At 64.1% G+C, this 26,594-nt stretch carries 28 protein-coding genes; 10 read left to right on the forward strand and 18 right to left on the reverse strand.

Annotation, left to right across the window (positions count from 1 at the left end; genetic code table 11):
- Positions 1-7: 7 nt before the first annotated feature.
- The 3 genes from pabB to IEY62_RS17410 all read right to left on the reverse strand — a co-directional run bounded on the left by pabB (position 8) and on the right by IEY62_RS17410 (position 3,310).
- Positions 8-2,041, reverse strand: a complete 2,034-nt coding sequence (pabB, locus tag IEY62_RS17400) for an aminodeoxychorismate synthase component I (protein WP_189020166.1) — start codon at positions 2,039-2,041, stop codon at positions 8-10.
- The gene (locus tag IEY62_RS17405; protein WP_189020168.1) at positions 2,038-2,598 is read right to left on the reverse strand and encodes a low molecular weight protein-tyrosine-phosphatase; all 561 of its coding nucleotides are present in this window, start codon (positions 2,596-2,598) and stop codon (positions 2,038-2,040) included. The genes pabB and IEY62_RS17405 overlap by 4 nt, the downstream gene beginning before the upstream one ends.
- 106 nt (positions 2,599-2,704) lie before the next feature.
- The gene (locus IEY62_RS17410; RefSeq protein WP_189020170.1) at positions 2,705-3,310 is read right to left on the reverse strand and encodes a TetR/AcrR family transcriptional regulator; all 606 of its coding nucleotides are present in this window, start codon (positions 3,308-3,310) and stop codon (positions 2,705-2,707) included.
- 99 nt (positions 3,311-3,409) lie between these two features.
- Between IEY62_RS17410 and IEY62_RS17415 the strand changes: the two genes are divergently transcribed.
- Positions 3,410-3,727, forward strand: a complete 318-nt coding sequence (locus IEY62_RS17415) for a hypothetical protein (protein ID WP_189020172.1) — start codon at positions 3,410-3,412, stop codon at positions 3,725-3,727.
- Positions 3,728-3,806: 79 nt separating this feature from the next.
- Here IEY62_RS17415 and IEY62_RS17420 read toward each other — a convergent pair whose 3' ends face one another.
- The 3 genes from IEY62_RS17420 to uriH are packed head-to-tail and all read right to left on the reverse strand — an operon-like array spanning position 3,807 to position 7,227.
- Complete coding sequence (locus IEY62_RS17420) at positions 3,807-4,772, reverse strand: ribokinase (RefSeq protein ID WP_189020174.1); 966 nt, start codon at positions 4,770-4,772, stop codon at positions 3,807-3,809.
- A complete protein-coding gene (gene uriT, locus IEY62_RS17425) occupies positions 4,769-6,211 on the reverse strand; it encodes a uridine transporter UriT (RefSeq protein WP_189020176.1) in 1,443 nt (480 codons plus the stop codon). The genes IEY62_RS17420 and uriT overlap by 4 nt, the downstream gene beginning before the upstream one ends.
- Positions 6,211-7,227 carry a uridine-preferring nucleoside hydrolase UriH gene (gene uriH / locus IEY62_RS17430; RefSeq protein ID WP_229785416.1) on the reverse strand — a complete coding sequence of 339 codons (1,017 nt, stop codon included), beginning with the start codon at positions 7,225-7,227 and terminating at the stop codon, positions 6,211-6,213. Before uriH ends, uriT begins: the two co-directional genes overlap by 1 nt.
- Positions 7,228-7,401: 174 nt before the next feature.
- Here uriH and IEY62_RS17435 point away from each other — a divergent pair, with 174 nt between their 5' ends.
- Positions 7,402-8,439, forward strand: coding sequence for a LacI family DNA-binding transcriptional regulator (locus IEY62_RS17435; RefSeq protein ID WP_189020180.1), 1,038 nt, complete (start codon positions 7,402-7,404; stop codon positions 8,437-8,439).
- Positions 8,440-8,464: 25 nt separating this feature from the next.
- Here IEY62_RS17435 and IEY62_RS17440 read toward each other — a convergent pair whose 3' ends face one another.
- Positions 8,465-8,818: a hypothetical protein gene (locus IEY62_RS17440; protein WP_189020182.1), complete on the reverse strand. Its 354-nt coding sequence runs from the start codon at positions 8,816-8,818 to the stop codon at positions 8,465-8,467.
- A 36-nt stretch (positions 8,819-8,854) separates the two neighbouring features.
- The gene (locus tag IEY62_RS17445) at positions 8,855-9,481 is read right to left on the reverse strand and encodes a LysE family transporter (RefSeq protein WP_189020184.1); all 627 of its coding nucleotides are present in this window, start codon (positions 9,479-9,481) and stop codon (positions 8,855-8,857) included.
- Positions 9,482-9,632: 151 nt separating this feature from the next.
- Between IEY62_RS17445 and IEY62_RS17450 the strand changes: the two genes are divergently transcribed.
- On the forward strand, positions 9,633-10,724 hold the full coding sequence (locus IEY62_RS17450) for a DNA polymerase IV (protein WP_189020186.1): 1,092 nt from the start codon (positions 9,633-9,635) through the stop codon (positions 10,722-10,724).
- 36 nt (positions 10,725-10,760) lie between these two features.
- On the opposite strand, the gene IEY62_RS17455 is transcribed toward IEY62_RS17450, so the two are convergent.
- The 5 genes from IEY62_RS17455 to IEY62_RS17475 all read right to left on the reverse strand — a co-directional run bounded on the left by IEY62_RS17455 (position 10,761) and on the right by IEY62_RS17475 (position 14,859).
- Positions 10,761-11,744 (reverse strand): aldo/keto reductase, encoded by a 984-nt coding sequence (locus IEY62_RS17455; RefSeq protein ID WP_189020188.1) that lies wholly within the window; start codon positions 11,742-11,744, stop codon positions 10,761-10,763.
- 18 nt (positions 11,745-11,762) lie between these two features.
- Positions 11,763-12,989, reverse strand: coding sequence for an RNA polymerase sigma factor (locus IEY62_RS17460; RefSeq protein WP_456152523.1), 1,227 nt, complete (start codon positions 12,987-12,989; stop codon positions 11,763-11,765).
- 3 nt (positions 12,990-12,992) lie between these two features.
- On the reverse strand, positions 12,993-13,352 hold the full coding sequence (locus IEY62_RS17465) for a YciI family protein (RefSeq protein ID WP_189020190.1): 360 nt from the start codon (positions 13,350-13,352) through the stop codon (positions 12,993-12,995).
- Positions 13,353-13,443: 91 nt separating this feature from the next.
- The gene (locus IEY62_RS17470; RefSeq protein ID WP_189020193.1) at positions 13,444-14,259 is read right to left on the reverse strand and encodes a methyltransferase domain-containing protein; all 816 of its coding nucleotides are present in this window, start codon (positions 14,257-14,259) and stop codon (positions 13,444-13,446) included.
- A 54-nt stretch (positions 14,260-14,313) separates the two neighbouring features.
- Positions 14,314-14,859, reverse strand: coding sequence for a MarR family winged helix-turn-helix transcriptional regulator (locus IEY62_RS17475; RefSeq protein ID WP_189020195.1), 546 nt, complete (start codon positions 14,857-14,859; stop codon positions 14,314-14,316).
- A gap of 153 nt (positions 14,860-15,012) precedes the next feature.
- Here IEY62_RS17475 and IEY62_RS17480 point away from each other — a divergent pair, with 153 nt between their 5' ends.
- Positions 15,013-17,187, forward strand: a complete 2,175-nt coding sequence (locus tag IEY62_RS17480) for an MMPL family transporter (RefSeq protein ID WP_189020197.1) — start codon at positions 15,013-15,015, stop codon at positions 17,185-17,187.
- 127 nt (positions 17,188-17,314) lie between these two features.
- On the opposite strand, the gene IEY62_RS17485 is transcribed toward IEY62_RS17480, so the two are convergent.
- Entirely contained in the window at positions 17,315-17,797 is a 483-nt protein-coding gene (locus IEY62_RS17485; protein WP_189020343.1) for a GNAT family N-acetyltransferase, read from the reverse strand.
- Between the two features lie 59 nt (positions 17,798-17,856).
- Positions 17,857-18,213, reverse strand: a complete 357-nt coding sequence (locus IEY62_RS17490) for an ArsR/SmtB family transcription factor (protein ID WP_189020199.1) — start codon at positions 18,211-18,213, stop codon at positions 17,857-17,859.
- Between the two features lie 109 nt (positions 18,214-18,322).
- On the opposite strand from IEY62_RS17490, the gene arsB reads away from it, so the two are divergent.
- Genes arsB through IEY62_RS17510 form a run of 4 tightly spaced genes read left to right on the forward strand, consistent with a single transcriptional unit; the run spans position 18,323 to position 22,265 of the window.
- The gene (gene arsB, locus IEY62_RS17495) at positions 18,323-19,423 is read left to right on the forward strand and encodes an ACR3 family arsenite efflux transporter (protein WP_189020201.1); all 1,101 of its coding nucleotides are present in this window, start codon (positions 18,323-18,325) and stop codon (positions 19,421-19,423) included.
- A gap of 15 nt (positions 19,424-19,438) precedes the next feature.
- Positions 19,439-19,861 (forward strand): arsenate reductase ArsC, encoded by a 423-nt coding sequence (locus IEY62_RS17500; RefSeq protein ID WP_189020203.1) that lies wholly within the window; start codon positions 19,439-19,441, stop codon positions 19,859-19,861.
- Positions 19,862-19,885: 24 nt separating this feature from the next.
- Positions 19,886-20,863, forward strand: a complete 978-nt coding sequence (trxB, locus tag IEY62_RS17505; RefSeq protein ID WP_189020205.1) for a thioredoxin-disulfide reductase — start codon at positions 19,886-19,888, stop codon at positions 20,861-20,863.
- A 28-nt stretch (positions 20,864-20,891) separates the two neighbouring features.
- On the forward strand, positions 20,892-22,265 hold the full coding sequence (locus IEY62_RS17510) for an NAD(P)-binding domain-containing protein (RefSeq protein WP_189020207.1): 1,374 nt from the start codon (positions 20,892-20,894) through the stop codon (positions 22,263-22,265).
- A 21-nt stretch (positions 22,266-22,286) separates the two neighbouring features.
- Here the strand turns inward: IEY62_RS17510 and IEY62_RS17515 are convergent, their stop codons facing one another.
- Entirely contained in the window at positions 22,287-23,144 is an 858-nt protein-coding gene (locus IEY62_RS17515; RefSeq protein WP_189020345.1) for a prephenate dehydratase, read from the reverse strand.
- A gap of 105 nt (positions 23,145-23,249) precedes the next feature.
- Between IEY62_RS17515 and IEY62_RS17520 the strand changes: the two genes are divergently transcribed.
- On the forward strand, positions 23,250-23,771 hold the full coding sequence (locus IEY62_RS17520) for a MepB family protein (RefSeq protein WP_189020209.1): 522 nt from the start codon (positions 23,250-23,252) through the stop codon (positions 23,769-23,771).
- On the opposite strand, the gene IEY62_RS17525 is transcribed toward IEY62_RS17520, so the two are convergent.
- Complete coding sequence (locus IEY62_RS17525) at positions 23,761-25,173, reverse strand: aldehyde dehydrogenase family protein (RefSeq protein ID WP_189020211.1); 1,413 nt, start codon at positions 25,171-25,173, stop codon at positions 23,761-23,763. The two genes, IEY62_RS17520 and IEY62_RS17525, sit on opposite strands and share 11 nt — an antisense overlap.
- Positions 25,174-25,335: 162 nt before the next feature.
- Here IEY62_RS17525 and IEY62_RS17530 point away from each other — a divergent pair, with 162 nt between their 5' ends.
- The gene (locus IEY62_RS17530; protein ID WP_189020214.1) at positions 25,336-25,986 is read left to right on the forward strand and encodes a LysE family translocator; all 651 of its coding nucleotides are present in this window, start codon (positions 25,336-25,338) and stop codon (positions 25,984-25,986) included.
- On the opposite strand, the gene IEY62_RS17535 is transcribed toward IEY62_RS17530, so the two are convergent.
- Complete coding sequence (locus IEY62_RS17535; protein ID WP_189020216.1) at positions 25,983-26,573, reverse strand: TetR/AcrR family transcriptional regulator; 591 nt, start codon at positions 26,571-26,573, stop codon at positions 25,983-25,985. The two genes, IEY62_RS17530 and IEY62_RS17535, sit on opposite strands and share 4 nt — an antisense overlap.
- Positions 26,574-26,594 lie beyond the last annotated feature (21 nt).

Consider the following 26,594-nt stretch of genomic DNA (forward strand, 5'->3'; position numbering starts at 1 on the left):
CAGGGATTCAGTCGGGGAACCCGGTGCCAAGGGTGGAGAGCACACCGAAGGCCTTGGTCCGTATTTCCTCGTATTCGTCGTCGGCCACGGAGTCGGCAGTAATGGCCCCTCCTACGCCCAGCGACAGGGTGCGCCCGTTGTCGCCGTCGGGATTGACCACCAGGGTGCGGATGACCACCGCGAGGTCGGTGGCGGCGTTCAGGGAGAAGTAGCCGATCGCGCCGGAGTAAATGCCGCGCGGCCCTGATTCGAGCTGGTCCAGGATGTCCATGGTGCTGATCTTGGGTGCCCCGGTCATGGACCCTGCCGGGAAGGCGGCCGCTACAGCTTCTGCCCGGGGAGCACCGGGTTTCAGATGCGCGTCAATGGTGCTGACCATCTGGTGGACGGTGGCGTAGCTTTCGATGGCGCACAGCCTGCTCACTGTCACCGAACCGGGGATCGCGAAGTGGCTGAGATCGTTGCGGAGCAGGTCCACGATCATGATGTTTTCGGCGCGGTCCTTCAGTGATGTCTCAAGGTCCTGCCGCAGGGCTGCGTCCGCGTCATGGTCGGCAGACCGGCCCCGGGTGCCCTTGATCGGCTCGGCGCGCATGCCGCCGTCGGACAGGATCCGCAGGAACCGTTCAGGTGAGGTGCTCGCTGTCTCCAGGTCCCCGAACCGCAGGTAACTGGCGAACGGGGCCGGGTTCCTGCGGCGCAGCGCAAGGTAGCTGCTCCACGCGTCGAAGTTCCCCGCGTCCGCTTCCAGGGTGGTGGTGAGGCAGATTTCGTAGGAGTTGCCCTCGCTGATTTGGTGCTGGGAGTCGGCGATTTTGCGTTTGTAGTCGGTGGCGGAATCACGGCTGGTGAATTCGGGAACAGTTCCCGAAGGTGCCGCTACGGCAGCGTTAACGCCAGTGGTGGCCCCGACGACGGCGGAACGCGCCTCGCGCAGCCACTCGTCCGCGTCGGGGGCGTCCAAGGCAAGCAGCCAGACTGTTTGCTCGCGGTGGTCCAGCACCACGGCCCGCCCTGCGAAGAGGAGTGCGGCGTCCGGGGTTGCCGACCGGACATCGTTGCCGCCGGTTTCGCGTTTGAGTTCGTACCCGAGGTATCCAAGCCAGCCAAGGGTGAATTGGCCGTCGTATCCACGGGGCGCGCGGACGGCACGCCTGCCCCAGACGGAGTCCAGCCACCGGAAGAAGGGGCCTGGGGTGGTTACTGAGGCTGACCCTGCCGTAACGGTGGTGACTCCGGAACGGTGCGATACCGCCTGGCCGAACGTACCGCCGTCGTCGGCCAGGATGCTGAAGCGGCTGCGGGCCGCGGCTTGGGAGCGGCCGGCCACGGCGGCTGCGTTGGAGGAGTCAAGCCACACGGCGTTCTTTGAGTGCCCGTAGAGGGTTTCAAAGAGGTGCGCGGCGTCCGGGGCCCCCTCCAGGCGTTCGGACCGCAGTTGCAGCCCGCGTCGTGCGCTCAGTTCCGGGGAGAGGATGGCTGCAAGCGCCGGCAGGTACATGAGTGCCTGCAGGACGTGGTCGGGCGCGCTGCCGTTGGCGGAATTTTGAACGTGGATGTCGGCGTCGGCGATCACGGAGTCGTCCGACAACCACTCTTCTTCCTGGGCAGCCCAGGTGTCCCAGTACGGTTCGTAGGTGCTTCCGTCGCGTGTCAGGGCCCGACGACGGCGATCGTCGCCGTCCGCTTCCACCCACACCACCGCGTCCAGCAGGGGACGGGCGGCGTCTGCGGCGGATCCCACGCCCTCCACGATGACTATTTCAGCCGGCAGCGTGACGTTCAACCCGCCGTCGTAATGCCGTTCCCAGTCCCAGCTGACCCATTCGGCGGCCGATCCCTGGCTGAGCGGGGTGAGGACGGTGGCCACGTAGCGCTCGATGCCGGTACGCAGGCCGTTCCATCCCGGATAGATGTCCTCGAGGTGGAAGAGCGAAACTTTGTGGTGTTGCCGGAGCCGAGCCGCGAGCTCGACGGCCAGTGTGGTTTTGCCTGCGCCGGACCTGCCGTCAACAGCGATGATCACGGGTGCAGGGGTCATGTCATAGAGGTTACCTGCTGGTGCTCCTGGCCTGCTTCGGTGTCTGCGGAGGCGATGGCTGCTTTGACGTGTTCCACGATTCCCGGGATGGCCGATTTGATGAGCGTCCAGGTGTTGTCGAAGTCCGTGTGCCCGCCGTACCACGGGTCTTCGATGCCGAGATCCAGGGAGCTGCGTCCCGCCATCCGGGGGTCGAAGCTTCGCAGCATACGGACCTTTTCCAGTGCGGCGCGGTCTGGGGCGCCTTCCTGGAGCCAGCCGAAGTGGTCGACGTCCAGGGCCAGGATCAGGTCCCGCCCGGCGAACCATTCGTGCTGCCATTCCCGGGCCACGTGGTCCTCGGAGGCGATGTGCTGGGCTGTCAGGACGCGGGCGGCGCGTGGGTCGATGGGGTGGCCGACCTCGTAGCCCGTAGTGCCCGCTGAGTCGACCACTACAAGCTTGCCGAGCCCTTCCGCGGTGAAGGCTTCGGCCAGCATGAGCGCTGCCATGGGCGAGCGGCAGATGTTACCGGTGCAGACCGTAATGATGCGGTATGGGCTCGTCGTTGAGTACATGCAGCAAGCATGGTTGATGGCACCCCCTCTTGGCTAGGGGCAACTTCACAAGGGAGTCACTTTTGCTGTCAAAGCTGTCACAGCGGTAGGTGCTGCGCCCCTTCCATCAGGCGGTGGCGGCTGTTGGGGCTTCGGCCGCAAGTGCTGCTGCGGCGAGAAAAACGGTGCGGACGACGGCGGCGCGTCGCCTTTGGATGCGGCCGGGGTCGTTGCCGGCCATGAGTCCGTCCAAGGCCGGCAACACGGGGGCGGAATCGCAGAGGCTGACAATGGTGATGAGGAGGTCTCCGGCGTCTTCCCGGGAGATTCCGGGCAGGGCCGCGATGGTGCTGTTGACCTTCGACGCGCAGTTGGCCATGCGTTTTGGCAGGCCGACTACATCGGATCCCCGCTCGAGGCCTTCCCAGAACAGCAGTCGTGGCGCCGTGGCGTCTTCCTGGTGGTGGTCAAAGAGCCGCCCGGCGTAGTCCGCCATGGCTTCCGGCCCGTTGCCCTCGATGGGTACTTCATCCATGAGGGAGCTCAGGGCCGCCACAATCACGGCGTCGAACAGTCCGTTTTTGTTGCCGAAGTACTGGTAGATCCGCTCTTTGTTGACCCCGGCCTCGGATGCGATCCTGTCGATGCGGGCACCGGCCAGCCCGCGCGTGCAGAACTCGGACGTTGCCGCTTCCAACAGCAGCGCCTTGGTTCGTTCTGTGTCCCATGCCATGGGGTCATATTAGCAGTTTCCAACTAAGTAGTTGTAATTGTGGGGAGGTCCGGCTATGGTGATCTCAAGTCAATTACAACTATCTGGTTGGAGAATCTGATGACGACCGACATCGCCGCTGAATCAACTGCCCCCACCGTCCCGGTCCCGGCAGCAGCCCGCCCGCAGGGACCCTCCGTTCACATGCGGGCGCTCATTACCTGGATCGCCATATTCCCGCTTGTTTCTGTCGGGATGCTGCTGCTCGGCCCGATCATGGAGCCCTGGCATCCGGTTCTGCGCGCACTCCTGCTGACCGCATTCGTTGTCCCCACGGCTGTCTACCTGGTGGTGCCGCGCCTCATGGCCGGCCATGGAGCCCTGTCCCGCAAGGCTGTGGAGCGCTCCGCCCGGCGCTCAGCCCGCAAGTCCGCTTAACCCAACCAGGTCGCAGATCAGGTCGTTCCCAGCGCTGGGAACGACCTGATCTGCGATCTGCTTGGGTGGGGAGGCTGGGTTAGGACGTGCGCGCAGCCTCGACTTCTTCGCGGCTCGCATACGCGGCCTGCGTGCCCTTCTTCGTTGCGGCCAAAGCAGCAGCCACCGAGGCAAAGGATGCGGCATCGGCCAGGGATTCTCCGGCCGCCAAACGTGCAGCGACAGCACCCGTGAACGCATCTCCTGCACCCGTGGTGTCCACGGCGTCCACCCGGGTGGGGGAGATGCGCGTGATCTGCTCCTCCGTTCCACGGGCGAGCGAGTCCAGAACCACGGAACCTTGGGCGCCGAGAGTCACCAGCACCCGCTGCAAACCCCGGTCCGCGAACTGGTCCCGGACCGGCTCCCACGCCTCAGCTTCGGCGGCGGCATCGGGAATATCAGCCTCGGAGCCCAGGAACAGTGCGGCTTCGTGCGCATTCACCAGCAGAACGTCACTCAAACTGGCCAAAACCTCGGGCACCTCAGCGTACGGCGAGAGGTTCAACAGAACTGTTGCCGCGGCGTCGTGCCCTGCTTGGGCGGCGGCCACGACGGTATCGATCCCCACCTCCAGGCACAGGCAGACCACGGCGGCGTTGCGGAAGGCGTCAGCCTCCACGTCCGATGGCTTCAGGGTGCCGTTGGCTCCGGCCGAGATGATGATGCTGTTCTCGCCGCCCGCGTCCACGGAAATGACGGCGACGCCGGTAACTGCGTCGGAGCGTCGGACGCGGGAAACATCCACGCCCGCATTGGCCGTGGAGTCCAAAAGCATGGTGCCGTTGGAGTCGTCGCCCACAGCGCCGATCAGGCTGACCTGGCCGCCGAGCTTGCTTGCGGCCACCGCCTGGTTGGCGCTCTTGCCACCTGGGTTCACCGCGAAGCCGTTGCCATGCACCGTCTCGCCGGGGTTGGGGAGGCGGTCGGTGTAGATGGTGAGGTCGGCGTTCAGGGAGCCGACGACGACGATCCCCGCCTTGGGCGCGTTGCTGCCGTTGCTCATGCGGTCACCGCAGCTTCGTCGGCCACTTCTGCGTCCACCGGCTTGGGAATCAGGAGCGAGGCGGCGAAGGCAGCGAGCGTGATGGCGAGGCCCACCACGACAACCGTCAGGTAGGAAGCCTTGGTGTCGTTGAGCGAGGCTGTGGCCACGAGCACGGCCGGCAGGACCAGGAAGCTGAGCCCGGCGCCAAGGTTGAACGCTCCGGCGTTCATGCCCGGGAGGAAGCCGGGGTTGCCTTGCGGCGAAAGGACCACGCCCAGTCCGTTCAGCATGATGTTGACGGTACCGGCGTACATGATGCCCAGCAGGGCCGTGCCCAGGATCATCATGGGCAGGTTGTTGAGGCCGAAGAACGCGATGATGGCCAGTGCCACGAGGCTGCCGACCAGGCCGATGCGCAGGACCTTCGTGTAGCCCAGGATCGGCGCGAGGCGGCCACTGATCGGGCCGAAAATCCAACCCAGCAGCGCATACGGCGTCAGGATCATGAGCGACATCTCCGTGGGTCCGACACCGAAGCCCGGATCAGCAGCTTGGACGTAGGCCGGGACGATGCCGTTGATGACCGCGAAGATACCGGTCATGGTGAGGGTGGTGGTCAGCAGCGGTGCCCACGTGGAGCGCTGGCGCAGGTGCACGGTTTCCACCATGGGCTGCTTGGCGCGCTTCTCGACAGTCCAGAATGCAAAGAACGCGACGGCGGCAATCACCGTCAGGCTGATGGCCAGGGTCAACGTGCCGGAATCGAAGGCCGTGGCCAGCTTGGAGCCTTCGTTCAGTGCCGTCAGCAGTGCGCCCACGGCGATCACAATGAAGAAGACGCCCAACCAGTCCATGGTGGTGCCGGCTGCGGGCTTGCTCTCGCCGGCCAGGACGGCGATGAGGACCGTGGCCACCACAGCCAGAGCCACCATGAGCCAGAAGATGCTGCGGAAGCCGAAGTTCTCAGCGAAGTAGCCTCCGACAAAAGAGTCGACGCCGGCCACGCCGCCGTTGACAGCCGTGATCAAGCCCATGAGCGTGCCGTACTTGCGCGGGTTGCTGACCGCGGAGCGAAGCATGATCAGGCACAGCGGGACCGTGGGCCCACTGACGCCCTGGATGATGCGGCCCACGAAGAGCCACGTTACGTCCGGTGCCATCGCGGCGATGACGGATCCGACGGCCATGAGGAGCATCATGCCCACCAGGATCTTCTTGCGGCCAACGATGTCGCTGAGACGCGGCAGGAAGAGCGAGAACAGGGCGGCGGCTGTGAAGAACCAGGTCTGGGACAGGCCGATGGTGGCCTGGTCAGTGTTGAGTTCGTTGCCCATGGTGACCAGGGCCGGACTGAGCATGGAGGCGTTGAGCTGGAAAGCCACGCAGGCTGCCAGCAGGGCGACCATGAGCGCGGTGACGTTGCCGCGGGAGGACTTTGTTTCAGTGAGCGTGGACATCAGTTGGACTCTCCTGCCAGGACCGTTTCGGCAACTGCGGTGGCGTCAGCGCCGCCGTCGAGCGTTGGTTCGCCGATCCGTTGGATCGCATCGGTGACCAGATCCCAGAACTTCTTGTGGTCCAGGTCCACGGCGACGGACGTGTGGCAGTCCTCCGGAGCGGGCGCGCGGAAGTCGGCCACGGTCATGCCGAGGGTGAGCTTGCCCTGGAGTTCGATGTCCACGGGGACTTTGCGGGTGGTCATGACGGTGGGGTCGATGACGTAGGCGACGGCGCAGGGGTCGTGGACCGGCGGGAAGTCGAAGCCCTGGGCGTCCTTGTAGGTCTTCTTGAAGAATTCCATGAGTTCCAGGACGAACTTGGCCGGCTTGGTGCCGATGGCTGCGATGTTGTCGACTACCTCGTCCGTGGCCAGAGCCTGGTGTGTGAGGTCGAGGCCCACCATGACCACGGGCCACTTTTCGTTGAACACGATGTGCGCGGCTTCCGGGTCGATGATGATGTTGAACTCCGCCACCGCGCTCCAGTTGCCCACGTGGTAGCCGCCGCCCATGAGGACAACTTCCTTCACTCGCTCCACGATGCGTGGTTCTTTGCGGGCGGCCATGGCGATGTTGGTGAGGCCCGCCGTGGGGACCAAGGTGACCGTGCCCGGCTCGTGCGCCATGACGGTGTCAATGATGAGGTCGACGGCGTGACGCGGGTCGAGCTCGATTGCGGACTCAGGCTGCTCGGGGCCATCCATGCCGGAATCGCCGTGGATGCTGGGGGCGGTTTCGATGGTGCGGACCAAGGGGCGGTCGCAGCCGGCGGCGAACGGGACGCCGGTGATGCCTGCGATGGTGGCTACCGAGAGTGCGTTGCGGGTGACTTTCTCCAGCGTCTGGTTGCCCACCACGGTGGTCACGGCGAGCAATTCGATGTCCGGGTTGCCGTGCGCCAGCAGCATTGCCACTGCGTCGTCATGGCCGGGGTCGCAGTCAAGAATGATCTTCTTGCGTGTGTTGGATTCCACGTTTCTCTCCACGTCATTGGGGCCTGCCTGGAACTGACCCCGGGCAGGGCGATAAGCATTCAGGGTGATTTTGGCATTGCTTCGGCCGTTGCGTCAAACGCTTAACGTGAAGTGCGTCAAGCGCTTGATGCCTTGCCGCAGGTCAGGACGGTGCAACAACGCTACGATCGATGCATGGAATCCCTGGAACGGCGCAGCGGCCGGGCACATCGCACGCCCCGGGTGACAGCTGCCATGGTGGCCGCCCGGGCAGGTGTCTCAACGGCCACAGTTTCCCTGGTGGCCAACGGCAAAACCCAGGGGCGGGTATCCGACGACAACATTTCCCGCGTCCGTTCCGCGATCGCCGAATTGGGCTACGTGGTGGACAGCATCGGCAGCTCACTGGCCCGCGGAGTCAGCTCCATCGTCATCCTTGTCACGCCGGACGTGTCCAACCCCTTCTTCGCCAACGTGATCGCCGGGGTGCGGGAATCGTTGGGCGCCGAATATCAGCTGCTGCTCTCAGTGACCGACGCCGGCGAGTCACCCCAGGCATCCGACGTGCGGAAGTTGCTGGCCCTCCGGCCTGCAGGGTTGCTGGTGGGTGCCCCGAGCGCAGAGTTCCTGGAGGACCTTTCCGCGGCCGGCCCACTGGTGCTGCTGGACGCTCCCGGGTTGGAGGCTTTTGCTCCGTCCGTGAACCTTGATGTTGCCCAGGGAGCGCGGGAGCTTGCCCGGCATCTTGCGTCTTCCGGGCACACCCGCGCCGCCTATGTGGATGGCATCACCGGAACCGCGACGTTCCAGCTGCGGCGTGAAGCCTTCTTGGCCGAGGCGGCCGCGTGCGGACTTTCCGTCGCTGATGGCCATGTGATCAGTACCCCGATCGACGTCGGTGCTGCCGCGGCCGCCTTCGCCGAAGCGTGGCCGGAGTGGCAGCGCGAGGGCGTGACCGCCGTCGTCTGTGGGACGGACACGCACGCCTATGGCGTGCTGCAGGAGGCCCGGGTTGAGGGCGTCCGGATTCCTGAAGAGCTGGCCGTGGCGGGCTTCGACGACCTTCCCTATTCGGCCACCAGCAACCCCAGCCTCACCAGCGTGCACCTGCCCGCGAGACCACTGGGCCGCAAGGCAGGGGAGCAGCTCCGAGGGCTGATGGAAGGCATGCCGTTGGCGGAGCCACACGTGACGCTCGAAAGTTCGCTGGTGGTTCGGGGATCTACGGCGTAGGACCAGTTTCGTAGCTCCCGGCGAACTATCGCTTCAACGGGCGGAGCTGTTCCTCTGTGACAGGCAGCGAAACTGTGAAATAGATCTGCGGCGCCGTCATGTCGCCCCAATCATCTTTCTTCACCCGAACTGCGGTGGGTGTTACCTCGGCTATCCGGACGCGCAACCAGCCGCCGTCGTCGAGCCGCAATTCGTGCGGGTCCGCCAGGTAGCGCAACCCGAGGTCATCGAGAACTTCCTCCGCGCTCAACCAGTCCACGATTTCCGTGCGCGGACGGCCCAGCAAGTCCATGGCGATGAAACCGTCGTCGGCCGGCTTCATCCATCCAACATGTTCGCCGTCATCCGCGCGCCGGTGCTCGATCCAGTCCGATTCCATGCCTCTGACCGTAGCATTCGCGCGGTGCGGGAGACGTTAGTGAATAACTGCCAGGAGCATGCCCACCAGCACAAAGAGGCAACCGAAGATGCGGTTGAGGATCATCTGGCCGCGCTGGTCGTGGGTGAATCGTTGGAACGAGCGGGCAGCCAAGGCGAAGAAGAACCACATGACCATGATGTCGATGGCCAGCACAGTGGCGGTCAACACCACATATTGCTGCACCAAGGGCTGGTCCGGGCGGATGAATTGCGGCATGAACGCCAGGAAGAAGACGATCGCCTTGGGATTCAGCAGGTTGACCCAAACCCCGCGCTGGAACATGGACAGCGCGGGCTCGTTCTTCTTATCATCCACCTGTTCCTTGTCCAGGTCAGGCTTGTGCAGGAACTGCCGGATGCCGAGGTACACGAGGTAGGCCGCGCCGGCATAGCGGATCACGTTGAAGATGACCGGGGAGTTGGACACCAGGACGCCGACGCCCAAAGCGACGATCAGGATGTGGATGACCAAGGCAACCTGTTGACCGAGGATGCCCCAGATGGAGCGGCGGAAGCCTGAGTTGAGCGAATTGCTCATGGTGAAGATCGCGCCGGCGCCGGGAGTGAAACTGATCAGGGTGCCGGCGCCAACCAGGGCCAGCCAAAGTGAAAACTGCACCATGTCAGCTTATGCGGGGGAGGAGCGTAGTGAGGACCGTACCTTCACCACCCGCTTTGGCGGGCGGGATGCGGCGAACGCACCCGGAATAGGTTGATTCAGCCCTGTTGTGAGTTGAAAGAGGGTGGTGAAGGTACAGCCAAGGCCCGGGGCAATGAGGCAGACTGATCCCGTGAGCGGAATCCCCTGGGTGCTGCACGTTGATCTCGACCAGTTCATAGCGGCGGTCGAGGTACTGAGGCGGCCCGAGCTGGCCGGTAAGCCGATCATTGTTGGCGGCCGCGGCGACCCCACGGAACGGGCTGTGGTGTCCACGGCCTCCTACGAAGCCAGGGCGTTCGGCGTCGGCTCGGGAATGCCGCTGCGGATCGCAGCCCGGAAAGTGCCGGACGCCATCATCCTGCCGGTCGACCAGGAAGCCTATCTGGCGGCCTCCGAGACCGTGATGGCCACCCTGCGCGAGCAACCCGGCGCAACGGTCCAAGTGCTCGGCTGGGATGAGGCCTTTGTCGGGGTGGAAACTGAGGACCCGGTAGCGTACGCGAAGCGGATTCAGGCAGCCGTGCTGGAGAACACCCGGCTCCATTGCAGCGTGGGTATCGGCGACACCCTGGTCCGGGCCAAGAACGCGACGGATTTCGGCAAACCCGCCGGCATCTTCAGTCTGACGAAAGACAACTGGCTGGAGGTCATGGGGGACAAGCCCACCATTGAGTTATGGGGCGTCGGGCCGAAGATTTCCAAGCGGCTGGCCATCCACGGGATCACCACGGTCAACGAACTCGCCGCGTTTAACCCCCAGGATCTCGTCGCCGAGTTCGGACCAAAAATGGGCCCTTGGTACGCGCAACTGGGCCGTGGCGAGGGTGCCGCGGAAGTGGACGACACCCCTTGGGTTGCCCGGGCCCACGGCCGCGAGACCACCTTCCAGCAGGACATCACCGAAGCCGCGCAAATCAGTGAAGCCCTCAAAGAGCTGACCGCCCGGGTCCTCGAAGACGTGGCGGCAGAGGGTCGCCCCGTGATCGGTCTGACCCTGAAGGTCAGGTACAAGCCGTTCTTCACCAAGACCTACGCCAGGAAAATTCCCGAGACCTACGACCGCGACCAAGTCCTGGCCCAGGCTCTCGACCTCACCGCCAAGATCGAGCCCGACCGCCCCATCCGGCTCCTCGGACTGCGGGCAGAAATGGCCATGCCGGAGGAAGCCCGGAAGGGTCACACGCCGACGCGCAGCGGTTGGTAACGCCTTCGGTCCTAGAGCACGACGCCGGCCTGCCGCTTACCAGCGCGGGTGGATCGCTTCGCGGAAGTACCGGTCGTAGATGTCACGGACCCCGTCGGACAGCCCCGCGCCGACGACCTTCATGTCTCCGGCCTCCGCGTTGGCAGCGGCCTGCTGGGCTGAGCGCGCTCCGGGGATCACCGTGGTGACGCCATCCTGGGCGACGATCCATGCGAGGGCAGCTTGCGGGGTGGTGACGCCGTCGGGAACCAGCGCGCTGAACTCCTGCGCGGCCGTAAGGCCAGTGGCGAAGTCCACGCCGGAGAAGGTCTCGCCGACATCGAAGGCAGCGCCGGAACGGTTGTAGTTCCGGTGGTCGTCGGCCGGGAATTCCGTTTCACTCGTGTACTTTCCGGAGAGCAGCCCCGACGCCAGGGGCACACGGACAATGATGCCAACGCCGGCTTCCTTCGCAGCGGGCAATACTTCGTCCAGCGGCTTGAGGCGGAAGGCGTTCAGGATGATCTGCACGGAGGCAGTGTTGCCTCGCTTGATGGCTTCAAGGGCCTCGTCCGTGCGCTCGACGCTGACTCCATAGTTGAGGATGGCACCTTCGCTGACCAAGGTGTCCAGTGCGTCGTAGACTGCGGAATTGCTGTAAACGGACGTGGGCGGGCAGTGCAGTTGGACCAGGTCAAGGGTGTCCTGTTGCAGGTTGCGGCGCGAACGGTCGGTCCATTCGCGGAAATTTGCCAGGGTGTAGTTTTCGGGGACCTGATCAACGCGGCGTCCCATTTTGGTGGCTACGGTGACGTTCAGCTCCGGGCGGGCGGTGAGGAAGCGGCCAATGAACTGCTCGCTGCGCCCATCGCCGTAGACGTCAGCGGTGTCGAAGAACGTGACGCCATGCTCAACCGAGGCTTCCAGAACGGCAAGTGCGTCCTTCTCGGTAACGGATCCCCAGTCGGCCCCGAGCTGCCACGTTCCCAGCCCGACGGTTGAAACGGATCGGCCGGTCTTGCCAAGTATGCGCTGTTCCATGGTGTCGACTATATGGGGTCAGGCCCCGGCTGAGTCCAGTGCCTCCACTTTGCCCAACAGGTACCGGCGCTCCTGTAGGCTGCGGGTCTTTCTTGCAGCGGCGAGGAAGGCCGCACGGGCCTCGGGGAATGCCCCGGCCATCTCATGCAAGTGCCCACGGACGGCGTCCAGGCGGTGTGATCGCCCGAGGGCGTCATCCAGGCCCGCAAGCAACTTCAAACCAGCGTCGGGCCCCTTCACCATGGCCACTGCCACGGCACGGTTCAGCGCCACCACTGGACTGGGAGCCACGGCATCCAGAACGGTGTACAAGGCAAGAATCTGGGGCCAATCGGTCTGCTCGTGTGTGGCAGCTTCGGCGTGCACAGCAGCAATCGCCGCCTGCAGTTGGTACGGCCCGGCCGCGCCCCGTCCCAGCACGGACGACAACAACGCAATGCCTTCCTGGATCTGCCCGCGATTCCATAAACTCCGGTCCTGCTCAGCCAGTGGCACCGGGGTTCCATCGGCCTCGGCACGTGCCGCCCGACGGGAATCGGTCAACAGCATCAAGGCCAGCAGCCCGGTCGCCTCGAGCTCTGACGGCACAGCGGCCACCAGCAATCGGGCCAACCGGATGGCCTCCGCCGTGAGGTCCTCGCGCTGCAGCGACGAACCGGAACTGGCTGCGTAGCCTTCGTTGAAGATCAAGTAAAGGACGTGAAGTACGACGCCGAGCCTCGCCTTCCGTTCGGAAGGCGGCGGCATGCTGAACGTGGCTCCCGCTTTCTGGATCCCCTGCTTCGCCCTGCTGATGCGTTGTCCCATGGTCGCTTCGGGGACCAGAAAAGCTGAGGCGATTTCCGCCGTCGTGAGTCCTCCAACTGCCCGCAGCGTGAGGGCCAGTTGCGACGGCGCCGATAACGCGGGATGGCAACAAAGGAACATGAGGGTGAGGGTGTCGTCTGATGCTGGGGCTGAGGGGTGATCGGAATCCATGACCGCCACGCGTTCTTCGCGTGCACGCCGGGCGCTTTCACTTCGCCAAAAGTCCACCAGCCGACGGTTTGCCACGGCCAGCAGCCATGCTTTCGGATCGCGCGGCATGTCCATGGGCCACTGAAGAGAGGCCTCCAACAGTGCTTCCTGGACGGCGTCCTCGCAAGCATCGAACTGGCCGTGCTTGCGCGCCAGCACGCCGAGGACCTGCGGCGCGAGACTGCGCAGCAGGTCCTCAAGGTGCATGTGGCGGGAAGGTTCGGTCAAGGGCTAGACCTCAGGCGGTCCGTCCGGGATGGCGCGAAGTTCCACCACCTGCGAGTACTTAACAATGCTGGAACAGATCTCCACCGCGCGTTCCTCGCTCGCGACATCCACCACCCAGTAGCCCACCAGTGATTCCTTGGACTCGGCGTAAGGGCCGTCGGTGGTGATGACGCCGTCCGGGGTTTGTTTGACGAGCTTGGCGGTGCTGCCGTCTGCCAGCCCTGCGTTGAAGACGAGTTCGCCGGACTCGGTGAGGTCCTTGTCGATCTGGATCATGAACCCGATCATTTCCTTGATCCACGCGGGATCGGCAGTCTCCATCATGCCCTCGGCCGACCCGAACATCATGATCATGTATTTCATCTCAAACTCCTTGTGACGTGGCGCCCTTTTTGGGTGCTTCACTCATGGGTCGGAACTGCGGGGGATATTTCTACATGGTTCGGGAAACTTTTTATGCCCGGGCTATGACCTCGCCGTTGGGAATGAGGAAATAGCCGTCATCCGTGGCTCCCCAGCGGTGCCATCCTGCAGCGATCCGGGCGAGGTCGGCCTCGTTGGCGAAACCGTACTCCAGGGCTTGTTCGGCAAAGGCGGAGTGCAGGACGCGTTCGCTCCACACCCGGGACTGCCAGGCGCGCTGCTGTGCTGTGGCGTAGAGCCAGTTGCTGCTGCTGGGTGCAACCTGGGTGAATCCGGCTTGCTGGGCCCAGGAAACCAGGCGGCGTCCGGCGTCCGGTTCTGCCCCGTTGCGCCGCGCGATCTTCTGGTACAGCTCCATCCAGTCATCCAGCTCAGGAACCTCGGGGTACCAGCTCATGCCGTGGAAATCGGCGTCCCGCACGGCAACGATGGCGCCGGGCTTGGCTACCCGGCGCATCTCGCGCAGGGCGGCGACGGGGTCAGTGAGGTGTTGGAGGACCTGGTGGGCGTGGACGAGGTCGAAGGATTCGTCCTCGAAGTCTAGATCGTAGATATTGCCGGCCTGGAAGGTCACGTTGTCCACGCCGCGTTCAGTGGCGAGTTCGGTTGCCTGCGCCACGATTTCCGCAGAACGGTCCAGTCCTATCACCTGTCCGGGCGTGACCATCCCCGCGAAATCGCACGTTATGCTCCCAGGTCCGCAACCGACGTCGAGGACCGATATTCCGGTGGTGAGGTGCGGGATGACAAACGCGGCCGAATTCTCGACCGTCCGTGAGGCGTGGGCCCGGACAACCGACTCGTGGTGTCCGTGGGTATAGACATCTTCAGGCTGCTGCGCGTTCATAGGGAAACGCTACAACCACGACTGCCGGTTTTGGCGGAACGGCCTGAACTGCAGCTACTTCGGTTCCGTGTGCGCGGCCTGCTGGCGGGCTTCGATGGTTGCCTCCACCATGTCGGTCATGAAGCGTTGGACGAGCTCCAGTTCTGCCGTGGTGTAGGCGGCCATCGCGGTGCCCATCCGGATGGCCAGCGGCATGAACATGGCACTCCCATCGCGGTACGCCTTGGGCGTCATGTGGAGCTGGACCTGGCGGCGGTCCGTTCCCAAGCGCTCACGCACCACGTGCCCGGAGGCGTGCAGGCGATCGATCAATGCGGTGGTGGCGGGGGAGCTGAGCCGGAGTTCGGCGCGGAGCACGCCCGGCGTGACCACTTTCCCTGCCGCGGAGTGTCGCATGATGACGGCAAGGGCATTCATGTCCGTCCGGTGCATGTCGTTCTGCCCGCCGGCTGCGTCGACGTAGTGGTTGGCTTCCAGGGTGAAGTCCTGGAGGACGCGCACCAGCTCTTGGGAGGGGCCCGACGGCGGCATGGTGCCTTCCGGTACGACGCCCGGTTCCGCTGCGGAGTTGCCGGGGTGCTCTCCCCACGTATCCGACATCTGCCCTCCTTACGTCTTTGCTGCCCTCCGGATATTACTCCCAGGGCCGTCCCGTCAGCGCATCAGGACGAAAGAGTATTGGATTAGTTCCATCATAGAGATAATCTATGATCGAATAAAGTCCCGCACAGCATCCCCACAGAAGAAGGACTCATGAACCCCAGGAAAGTACCGTTCTGGCTACGCTGGCTGGTGCCAGTGGTGCTCGTCATCACCTGGCTGGGCATTGCCGGTGTCGGCGGCCCCACCTTTGGTCGCTTGGACGAGGTCTCATCCAACGATCAGGCCTCCTTCCTGCCTGCAGGAGCCGAAGCCACCGAAGCCGGAGATTGGCAGGCCAAGTTCCGCGACTCCGAAGAGATTCCCGCCGTGGTCATCCTCGAGAACGGTGCCGCGTTCACCCCGGCCCAACTGGGCGAAGCAGCCAAGCTGAAAGCCGACATTGAGGCACTCAAGCTGGGGAGCGCCGTCGTCGGGCCTATTCCGTCAGAAGACGGCAAAGCCGTCCAGTACATCGTTCCGATCTCCTCGACCGATGAGATACGCGACGTGGTGAAGGAACTGCGCGACGTCGTTCAACCGGGAGCCCCGGACGGGATGAAGGCGTTCGTCACGGGCCCCGCCGGACTGACCGCCGACCTGGTTAACGCCTTCGGCGGGATCGACGGCATCCTGCTGCTGGTCGCTCTGGGCGCTGTATTCGTGATCCTGCTTCTGGTGTACCGGTCAGTGGTGCTTCCGCTGGCGGTGCTTTTCACCTCGGTGTTCGCCCTGTGCGCCGCGATCCTGCTCGTGTTTGGAATGGCAAAGGCCGGCTGGATCCAGCTCAACGGCCAAAGCCAGGGCATCCTGTCCATCCTGGTAATCGGCGCAGCCACCGACTACGCGCTGCTGTTCGTTGCCCGCTTCCGCGAAGCCCTGACCCACACCAACAATCGGACACAGGCAGTCCTGACCGCCTGGAAGGCGTCCTTCGAGCCGATCCTTGCCTCCGGCGCCACGGTAATCATCGCCCTGCTCTGCCTCCTCTTCTCGGACCTGAACTCCAACAAGGCGCTCGGTCCCGTCGCCGCTGCGGGGATCCTGTGTTCACTGTTCGCCGCGCTCACGCTCCTTCCCGCGCTCATGGCGTTGCTTGGCCGCGCAGCCTTCTGGCCCTTCCGTCCCAAGCTCCTGCCCGACGACGAACGCGAACCTGAGATTGTCACCGGACTTGAGGGGCAAAAGGGTCTGTGGCGCGCCACCGGTCGGCTGGTTTCCAAGCGGCCGCGCGTCGTCTGGGTCGCCTCAGTGCTGCTGCTCCTGGTCGCTGCCACAGGCGTGTTGCAGTTGAAGGCAAACGGTGTTCCGCAAACGGACGTTATCTTGGCCAAGTCCGACGCCGTCGACGGCCAGGAAGCGCTGGCCCGTCACTTCGACGCCGGCAGCGGCAGCCCCGCCGTCGTCGTCACCTCCCAAGGGGCCGCGCAGCAGGTCCTGGACAAGGTCAAGGCAGCCAACGGTGTGGGTGACGCCTACCTTTTGGCCGACGGAAACGTCCCGATTACCGGAGCGCCGGGAACTCCTTCCGAGCCTGCAGTCCGCGACGGCCGAGTCCTCATCAACGCCACCCTGGACTCTGCCGCAGATTCGATCGAGGCAGAAAATGCGGTGAAAGAACTGCGGTCATCAGTGCGCGAGGTCGACTCCGAGGCGTTGGTGGGCGGCGTGACAGCCACAGCCCTGGACACCAACACCACTGCGCAGCGCGACCTGGTTGTCATCATTCCGATCGTGCTGGTGGTCATCCTGTTCATCCTGATGCTCCTGCTGCGCTCGGTGGTTGCGCCTGTCCTGCTGGTGCTGTCGGTAGTGCTGTCCTATGGTGCCGCGATGGGTGTCTCGGCGTGGGTGTTCAACGGCTTCTTCGGATTCTCGGGAGCTGATGCCACCGTGCCGCTGTTCGGCTTCGTTTTCCTTGTCGCCCTGGGCGTGGACTACAACATCTTCCTGATGAGCCGGGTCCGTGAAGAGTCGTTGAAGCACGGAACCCGCCCAGGCATCCTCCGTGGCTTGGGTGTTACGGGCGGGGTCATCACTTCCGCTGGTGTGGTGCTGGCGGCTACGTTCGCGGCGTTGGGCGTCATACCCATCATGTTCCTGGTGCAGCTGGCATTCATCGTGGCTTTTGGCGTGCTGCTGGACACCGTGTTGGTCCGTTCGCTGCTGGTCCCTGCGCTCGCTTACGACATCGGCGGCAGGATCTGGTGGCCGAACAAGCTGGCCCGCGAATCCTCGGCAGATTCGGCCGGATCCCCCGCAGAGGAAGAAGCGCCGGTGGGGAGGTAGTTACTCCCGCTGCGTACCGCCGTGGACCACTCCGGCGCCGCCATCAATGGTCACACACTGGCCGGGATGGCGGCGCCGGGTTGCATCACCCCTTCATTCCCCGCCATTCCCGGACCCTTCGCCGCCTTCAGACGACTGAAGACCGGCGCTCAATCAGGACCGTGTCACTCCACTGCCCGGCGCGGGGACCTCCCGGCATGCGCGCGATGCGCTCCCGGCGTCCGACAATCACAAAACCCTCGGCCTTGTGGAGTCGAAGGCTGGCTTCGTTTTCGGGGAACACGCTGGCCTGGATGGTCCAGATGCCGGCGCTCTCCGTGGATGCGATCAAGGCCCGGAGGAGGCTCTTCCCAACACCCCGGCCCCTGGTTTGCCCGGCAACGTAGATTGAGTGCTCCACGACGCCGGAGTATGCGGCCCGGGACGACACCGCCGAAACCGCGGCCCAGCCCAGCACTGCACCGTTCACTTCAGCAACAAACCGGTGTTCCTCCAGGCGTGAAGCGTTGAACTGCTCCCACTCCGGCGCTTTGGCTTCGAAGGTGGCGTGCCCGGACTCGATTCCGGCTGTGAAAATCTCCCTCACGCTGGGCCAGTCCCGTTCCGTCATATGCCGTATCACCACTTCTCCGGCACTGCGGTCATGCGCGCTGGTGGCGGCCGGGATGGTCACAGGGTCTCCAGGAGGCTGGTGGTCCGTTCCATTGCGCCGGGGACCATTGAGTAGTAAGCCCACGTGCCACGCTTTTCGCGGTGGAGGAGGCCAGCATCCACGAGGATCTTGAGGTGGTGGGACACAGTGGGCTGGCCGAGGCTCAAAGGTCCGGTGAGGTCGCAAACGCAGGCCTCGCCTCCCGCTGAGCCTTTGACGATGGACAGGAGCCGCAGGCGGTTGGGGTCTGCGAGGGCCTTGAAAACCGAGGCCCGGAGCTGTGCCTCGTAGTCGTCAATGGACGCCGGCCCCGACGGCTCGCAGCGCGCTTCCGCTTCTACTGGTGTCAGCTCAAGAGCAGGCCCGGACTTCATGCATCCATAGTGCCATACATTGACAAGCATCGATATAGCCGGACATACTCAATATCGACGTTCATCAATGTTTGTCCGTTGGATTGCGGGCATCGAGATCAGGAGCCGTGTGAGCACCCCGACGAAAACTACAGCCCATGAGGTGGATCCGGGCTCCGCCGTCGTGGGGAAGCTTTCGGCTGTCGACCGCTTCCTCCCCCTCTGGATCGTCGCCGCCATGGTGCTGGGTCTGCTCCTGGGTGGTCTCATTCCGGGGCTGGATGCTGCCCTGGAAGGAGTGAAGATCGGCGAAGTCTCGTTGCCTATCGCAGTAGGCCTGCTGGTGATGATGTACCCGGTTCTCGCCAAGGTCCGCTACGACCAAGCGCACCGGGTGCTGGCCGACCGCAAGCTGATGGTTACCTCTCTGGTCATCAACTGGGTTCTGGCCCCTGCCTTCATGTTTGCTCTGGCGTGGTTGTTCATCCCTGACCTGCCGGAATACCGGACGGGGCTGATCATTGTCGGTTTGGCCCGCTGCATCGCCATGGTGATGATCTGGAACGACCTCGCATGCGGAGACCGCGAATCCGCAGCAGTTCTCGTCTTCATCAACTCAGTCTTCCAAGTGGTGGCATTCGGTGGCCTTGGCTGGTTCTACCTCCAGTGGCTGCCCTCCCTTCTTGGGCTTCCCACCACGGCTGCCGACTTCTCGTTCTGGGCCATCACAATTTCAGTGCTCATGTTCCTTGGTATCCCGCTGCTCGCCGGCTTCCTCACCAGAGTCATTGGCGAGAAGGCCAAGGGTCGCAGCTGGTACGAGGAAGTCCTCGTGCCCAGGATTGGTCCGTGGGCGCTTTACGGCCTCCTCTTCACCATCACACTGCTCTTCGCGCTCCAGGGCGGCACCATCATGTCCCGGCCGTTTGACGTTCTTCGCATCGCATTGCCGTTGCTGGTCTACTTCCTGGTGGTGTTCGGCGCAGGGATGCTGACGGGCCGGCTGCTGAATCTCGGGTACGCCAAAACCACCACCCTCGCCTTCACGGCCGCCGGTAACAACTTCGAACTCGCCATCGCCGTAGCGATCGGAACCTTCGGCGTAACTTCGGGCCAAGCCCTTGCCGGCGTCGTCGGACCCTTGATTGAAGTACCCGTCCTTGTTGCACTTGTGTATGTAGCCCTCTGGGCACGCAAGCGCTATTTCCCTTCCGCCACCATCGCTGCCTGACCTTCGAGGAAACCCATGACCACCGAAAACGCCAAGAAACCGTCAGTCCTGTTCGTCTGCGTTCATAACGCGGGACGCTCCCAGATGGCCGCAGCATTCCTCACCACGCTCTCCGCCGGTGCCATCGAAGTCCGCTCCGCCGGCTCGCAGCCCGCAGACAAGGTCAACCCCGCTGCCGTCCAAGCCATGTCTGAACTCGGCATCGACATGTCTGCTGAGATACCAAAGGTCCTCACCACGGAGGCGGTCAAGGAGTCCGACGTCGTCATCACCATGGGCTGCGGCGACGAATGCCCCTACTTTCCAGGCAAGCGCTACGAGGACTGGGTTTTGGAAGACCCCGCAGGCCACGGTGTGGACGCCGTCCGCCCGATCCGCGACGAAATCAAGACACGTATCGAGGACCTGATCGCCTCGTTGATCCCTGAAGCCAAGTAACCCCGACAAACAGGAGAGACACCCGTGAGCAACGAACAATTGATCATCATCGGGTCAGGCCCGGCGGGATACACGGCCGCGATATATGCCGCCCGGGCAGGCTTGAACCCTTTGGTACTGGCCGGTTCAGTCACGGCCGGTGGTGCCCTGATGAACACCACCGAAGTGGAGAACTTTCCAGGCTTCCCGGGCGGGATCCAAGGCCCGGAGCTGATGGACGGACTTCAGGAGCAGGCTGAAAAGTTCGGCGCCCGCATAGTGTTCGACGACGTCACTGAAGTTGAGCTCAAAGGTCACCTGAAGCGGGTGGTCACCGGGGCGGGCGAGACTCACGAGGCTCCTGCCGTCATCCTCGCCACGGGCTCCGCGTACAAGGAGCTTGGCCTCCCAGAGGAGAAAAAGCTCAGCGGGCACGGCGTGTCCTGGTGTGCCACCTGTGATGGTTTCTTCTTCCGCGAGCAGGACATCATCGTGGTCGGCGGGGGAGACTCAGCAATGGAGGAAGCAACGTTCCTGACACGCTTCGGAAAGTCAGTGACCGTGGTGGTCCGCAAGGGCGAACTCCGGGCTTCCCGCATCATGGCCCAGCGTGCCAAAGACAACCCGAAAATCACCTTCGCCTGGAACTCGGCCATCACCAAAATCCACGGCGACACCAAAGTGACCGGCGTGACCCTCACGGACACCCGAACCGGCGAAACCCGTGAGCAGGGCGCTACCGGCATCTTCGTAGCTATCGGACACCTGCCACGCACCGAGCTCGTCGCGGGGCAGGTGGACCTTGACGACGAGGGCTACATCAAGGTGGACTCGCCCACCACGCTGACCAACCTTTCGGGTGTCTTCGCGTGCGGCGACGCCGTCGATCACCGCTATCGCCAAGCCATCACAGCAGCCGGTACAGGCTGCGCTGCGGCCCTGGACGCCGAACGGTACCTGGCCGCGCTGGATGATGCGGACAGCATCGCCACCGCACTGGTCGAAGAGCCGACCCACTTCTGAGCTGTACCAATGGAGGTATGAGTTACCCATGGTTGAAAATCTTCCCGTCGCCGTGATCGGTGCCGGTCCCGTCGGGCTGGCTGCAGCAGCACACCTGCTCGAGCGCGGTCTGGACCCCATGATCTTTGAATCCGGAACATCGGCAGGTGCCGCCATTGATCAGTGGCGTCACATCCGCTTGTTCTCGCCCTGGCGTTTCAACCTCGACGCCGCGGCCGTCCGCTTGCTCGAACCCACGGGGTGGGAGCCACCGCGGTTGACGGCGCTTCCTTACGGCGGCGAACTCGTCGACAACTACCTTGCTCCATTGGCTGCCATTCCGGCGATCGCTTCCCGGCTCCAGACAGGAGCCAGGGTTCTCGCGGTCACCCGGAGGGGCTTGGACAAGACCCAAGGACGCAAGCGCGACACGACCCCCTTTGTGGTCCGCGTTCAAGATACCGCGGGGGAGGTACGCGACGTCACCGTTTCGGCGGTTATCGATGCCTCAGGGACATGGTCCAGGCCCAATCCTCTGGGCACTTCGGGTTTGCCGGCCATCGGTGAGGATGGTGCCGCAGACCGGATCTCATCATCCCTTCCTGACGTCTCAGGGCGGGACAGGCATTCCTTCGCTGGAGGCCGGGTCCTGGTGGTCGGAGCTGGGCACTCGGCAGCGAATACTCTCATCAACCTTGCCGAACTGGCCAAGGAAGAGCCGGGCACACGCATTCTTTGGGCTGTCCGGGGAGGCTCGGCAGAGAAGACCTACGGTGGAGGTGACGCCGATGGCCTGCCTGCACGCGGACAACTTGGTTCCCGTCTTCGCCGCCTGGTCGAGGCCGGCACGATAGAACTCCACACGGACTTTAGTATCAGTTCGCTGGCTGATTCCGAGCACGGCGTGACCGTCACATCCGGTGACGGACGGGCACTCGTGGCAGACGTCGTCGTACCCTGCACGGGCTTCCGCCCTGACCTGGACATGCTCCGGGAGCTGCGCCTTGACCTGGACCCGGCTGTTGAGGCGCCCACGGAACTGGGGCCGCTGATCGACCCCGAGTTCCACTCGTGCGGCACTGTTCCGCCGCACGGCGCAAGGGTTCTCGCGCACACGGAGAAGGACTTCTACATTGTCGGCATGAAGTCCTATGGCCGTGCTCCGACGTTCCTTTTGGCTACGGGCTACGAGCAGGTCCGCTCCGTGGCTGCGGCGCTGGCAGGGGATCGCGCGGCAGCTGACACCGTGCACTTGGAGCTGCCGGAGACCGGAGTCTGCTCCTCCGACGCTGGTACCAGCTGCGACGTTCCTGCAGTTGCTCTTGCGTCGGCGGAGGATGATTCCAGCAGTTGCTGCTCAGCGCCAGAGCCGGTGCTCATCGGCATTCCGACAGGTCTCGCCCACGGTCGTTCCGGAGTGTAGCCGCTGCGGCCTTCAACTGAGTCAGGCGCTGACCGTATTCCGTTCCCTGTAGGCGTCCGCTGCGTAGACGCCGAGGACGCGCACTTCTGTTGTGAAGAACTCCAATTCCTCCAACGCCCGGCGCAGACGGGCATCCTCGGGGTGCCCCTCCACATCGGACAGGAACATGGTCGCCGCGAACTCGTCGCCCACCATGTAGCTCTCCAAACGGGTCATGTTGAGGCCGTTGGTCGCGAAACCACCCAGTGCCTTATAGAGGGCCGAGGGAACGTTGCGGACCCGGAAGACGAAGCTGGTGATCGCAGGACCGGGCAGTTCTTCCTTCGTGGGAAGTTCGCGTTCCCGAGCCAGCACAACAAAGCGGGTGGTGTTGCTTGGGTTGTCTTCGACGCCGGAGGCCAGCACGTCCAGTCCGTACAGTTGGGCGGCAAGCGGCGGAGCCAGCGAAAGCTTGCGGGGATCGTTCCACTCCCTGACTTCGCGGGCTGAGCCCGCCGTGTCGCCGGCTATGACGGGCTTGAGTCCGGCTTCGCGGATGATCCTGCGGCATTGACCCAAGGCGTGGATGTGGCTGTGGACCTCAGTGGCGTCCTCCATGGTGCTGCCTGGTATTCCCATCAGGTCAAAGTGGATGGGCAGGAAGTACTCGCCGACGATCTGGAGTTTTGATTGGGGGAGGAGTACGTGGATGTCGGCCACTCGTCCAGCGATGGAGTTCTCGATCGGGATCATGGCCAGATCGACATCTCCACTGGAGACCAGTTCAAACGCGTCCTCAAAGCTGGCGCAAGGCACGCTTTCAAGCTCGGGGAACATTTCCTTGCACGCGAGATCCGAATTGGCTCCGGGCTCACCTTGGTACGCAATCTTCTGGGCCATGCTGCTCATGGTTACACGGTGAGCGCCCGGCAACCCAACCGCGTCCAACCAGTGACTGGACAAGCGGCAGCAATCGTCGCTTTTTGTGGCCGGTAGGGTTCGAAGGTGAACTTCCACGCCTTTGAACGCTTCGTAGCCCGGCAGCCGCTTCCCGATGATTCCCTCGGGGTTGTCCACGCCGAAGAGCAGAACAGTGACTATGAATCCGGAGTTGCGTTGATCGCCGGGGAGCAGTGGCGCATCCGGACTGCACGGATCACACCGACCAAGCCGGGGGCCTTTGTGGCGGTGTGGAAGCGGGACGACAATGGTTCGACCCGCCCCTTCACCGTTGAGGAGTCGTTGTCGGGCCTGCTCGTCTTTGTGGAGGACCGTGGAGAGGACCGTGCAGGGGGCAGGGAGCGGTTCGGTGCATTCCGGTTCACCCCTGAACAGTTGATCTCACTGGGCTATGTCAGCTCCGGCCCGCGTTCGGGCAAGCGCGGATTCCGTGTCTATCCATCGTGGTGCACGGATTTGAATCCCCAGGCGTTGCGGACCCAGCGCGGACAGGCCGCTGCGTTCGTCGAGTTCCCGTCGACGTGCGCAGCGAGCCCTGCCGCGCTGCTCGGCACAGCTAGCCGTTGATGACCTGGGGGACGCCGAGTGCCTTGAGGCCTTCGGCGCCAAACTCCAGGCCGTAGCCGGACTGCTTTGCGCCACCGAACGGGACACGGGGGTCCACAGCGCCATGCTTGTTGATCCACACGGTGCCGGCCTGGATCCGTGAGGCGACTTCGCGTGCGGCACTCACGTCGGAGGACCAGACCGAGGCGCCGAGTCCGACGTCGAGCGCGTTCGCCTTGGCGACCGCCTCGTCAACGGTGCTGTACTTGATGATCGGCAGTGCGGGTCCGAACTGTTCCTCGGCCACCAGCGGGTTGTCGTTATCGATATCGGCCACCAGCGTAGTGGGGTAGAAGTTGCCCGGCTGATCGGCGTCCGGGTTGCCGCCGAGCAGGATGCGTGCACCGGAATCGCGAGCGGCATCCACCAGCCGGGCCACGATGTCGTACTGCTGGCGGTTCTGCAGCGGCCCGAGAACGTTGTTCTCATCCAGCCCGTTGCCCATGGGCATCGCCGCAGCCACGGCCGCCAGCTCAGAGCAGACAGCCTCGTACTGGGACTCGTGGACGTACAGCCGCTTCAGGGCGGCACAGGTCTGGCCGGTGTTGATGAACGCGCCCCAGAACAGGCCCTCGGCGATTGCCTTGGGGTCGGAATCGGGCAGGACGATGCCGGCGTCGTTGCCACCGAGTTCCAGCGTGAGTCGCTTGACGGTATCGGCGGACGAGCGAATGATTGCCCTGCCCGTGGCGGTGGAGCCGGTGAACATGACCTTGCCGATGGCGTCGTGCGAGGCCAGCGCTTCGCCCACGTCGCGGCCGCCCGAGACTACGGACAGCAGTCCTTCGGGAAGCTCTTCGTTAATGATCGCGGCGAGCGCCAGCACAGACAGCGGGGTGTACTCGGAGGGCTTGACCACCACGGCGTTGCCCATGCGCAGTGCCGGGGCGATTTGCCAGACGGTGATCATCATGGGCCAGTTCCATGGGCCGATGGCACCGACGACGCCGATGGGCCGGTAGTGCAGTTCGGCGTGGGTTTCGCCGTCGTCCACTACCGTCTCGGGGTCCAGTGGCGTCGCAGCCGTGGCGCGAAGCCACGCGGCGCAGGCGCCGACTTCGAAGCGGGCATTCGGGCCGTTCAGCGGCTTGCCCTGCTCGCGCGAGAGCAGTTGGGCGAGTTCTTCAGCGGAACGCTCGACGGCGTCGGCTGCTTTCATGAGCGCAGCTGACCTGGCGTCGTGGCCCAAGGCAGCCCAGGCCGGTTGGGCGGCAGCGGCGGCATCAACCGCGCGCTGGAGGTCCTCAACGCTATGAACGGGCGCATCGCCTACAGCCTCGCCCGTAGCGGGGTCGAAAATGGTGCGGCGGTCTTGGCCGGGGGCCGGGGTGATCGAGGCCAGCAGGGCGTCGTAAGTCTCCATTGGTACTCCGCTCGGGTAGTAAGTCTTGGCGGCCAGTAAGGCGCGCGGCGATGTTTCCAGTGTGGTCGGCGTCACCTCAAAGGGCCTTGTCGATGAACGAACGGCCCTTGACGGGAAGCGAACGCTTTCGCCGGAGGCTGGGAGACCCTCATAATCGACCTTGTGACTCTTGCTTCCCTCGCAGCGTTTGCCGGTCTCTGCCTTGTCCTTTCAGTGACCCCTGGGCCGGACACATTCCTGGTCCTGCGTATCGCGTTGAACAGGCCCAGTGCTGGCATTGCTGCAGCCGCCGGGTCTGCACTTGGCGCGATCGCCTGGGCAGCCTTGGTGGGTGTTGGCCTCGCCGCCATCCTGGAGCAGTCAGCGGAACTCTTCCGTTGGGTCAAGATCGCAGGCGGCCTGTACTTGCTGTATTTGGGGGTTTCTTCGTTCATCAAATCCCGCAAGGCAGCAAAAGCCGCAAAGCTTGGAGCTGAAGGAGCGGGCTCCAATGAACCGCTTCCGTACAGCCGGCTCTCGGCACTGGGGGCCGGCGCGCTCTCAACGCTGCTGAACCCCAAGGTTGGCCTGTTCTACCTGGCCGTGGTTCCGCAGTTCATCCCGCACGGCGGCGACACCATGGGCACCTCTCTCATTCTGGGCATGGTGGTGGCCGTCATCGCCTTCGCATATCTCTCGATGATCGCCGTGGTGGCCTTCAAGGCCATGCGGTGGCTCAAGCGCCCCAAGGTGAGTACCGTCGTCGAGCGTGTCAGCAGTGGCGTGATCGCCGGGCTGGGCGTCGGCGTGGTGGCGTCGGGCGCAACCAGCTAAGCCACAAGCAGCGCCAGATAATTGTCCAACTGCCCCGCGAGGTCCTGCGAGAAATGCTCGTCGGGGGACAGGGCGGCGACGATCTGCGCGCCCAGCATCATGTTCAGCAGGTGATCGGCGACGGCGGCGTCTCCGATGGGGGTGGCGACCTCGCCGGCCGCCCGGGCTGCTGCGCAGTGGGCCGTGATGGTGGTGTGCCACTGGCTCATGGACTCGCTGTGGAGGGTTGCCATGTGGGCGTCGTTGAGTGCCTTCTGCCAAAACGGGATGACGATACGGGCCTCGTTGACGCGTTCCTCGTCCAGGGGCAGGACTTCGGCGCAGAACGCACGGAGGGCCGCCACTCCTGAGAGGCCCTCTGTCATGGCGGTGATGCGCTGGTTGGTCCGGTTGAACACGTGCCCGAAAGCGGATGTCAGCAGCAGGTCCTTGGTGGGGAAGTAGGGCTTGAGGGCGCCGTTGGCGAAGCCTGCTTCCTCTGCTATTTCCCGCATGGTGGCGCCTTCCATGCCGAGCCTTGCGATGATCCGCCACGTTGCATCCACCAGTTCGAGGCGTCGTTGATCGTGGTCCACAATCTTTGGCACTGGCTGGGCTCCCGGAAAAAT

Source organism: Paenarthrobacter histidinolovorans (genome assembly GCF_014647595.1).
In the GTDB taxonomy this organism is placed as follows: Bacteria; Actinomycetota; Actinomycetes; order Actinomycetales; family Micrococcaceae; genus Arthrobacter; species Arthrobacter histidinolovorans.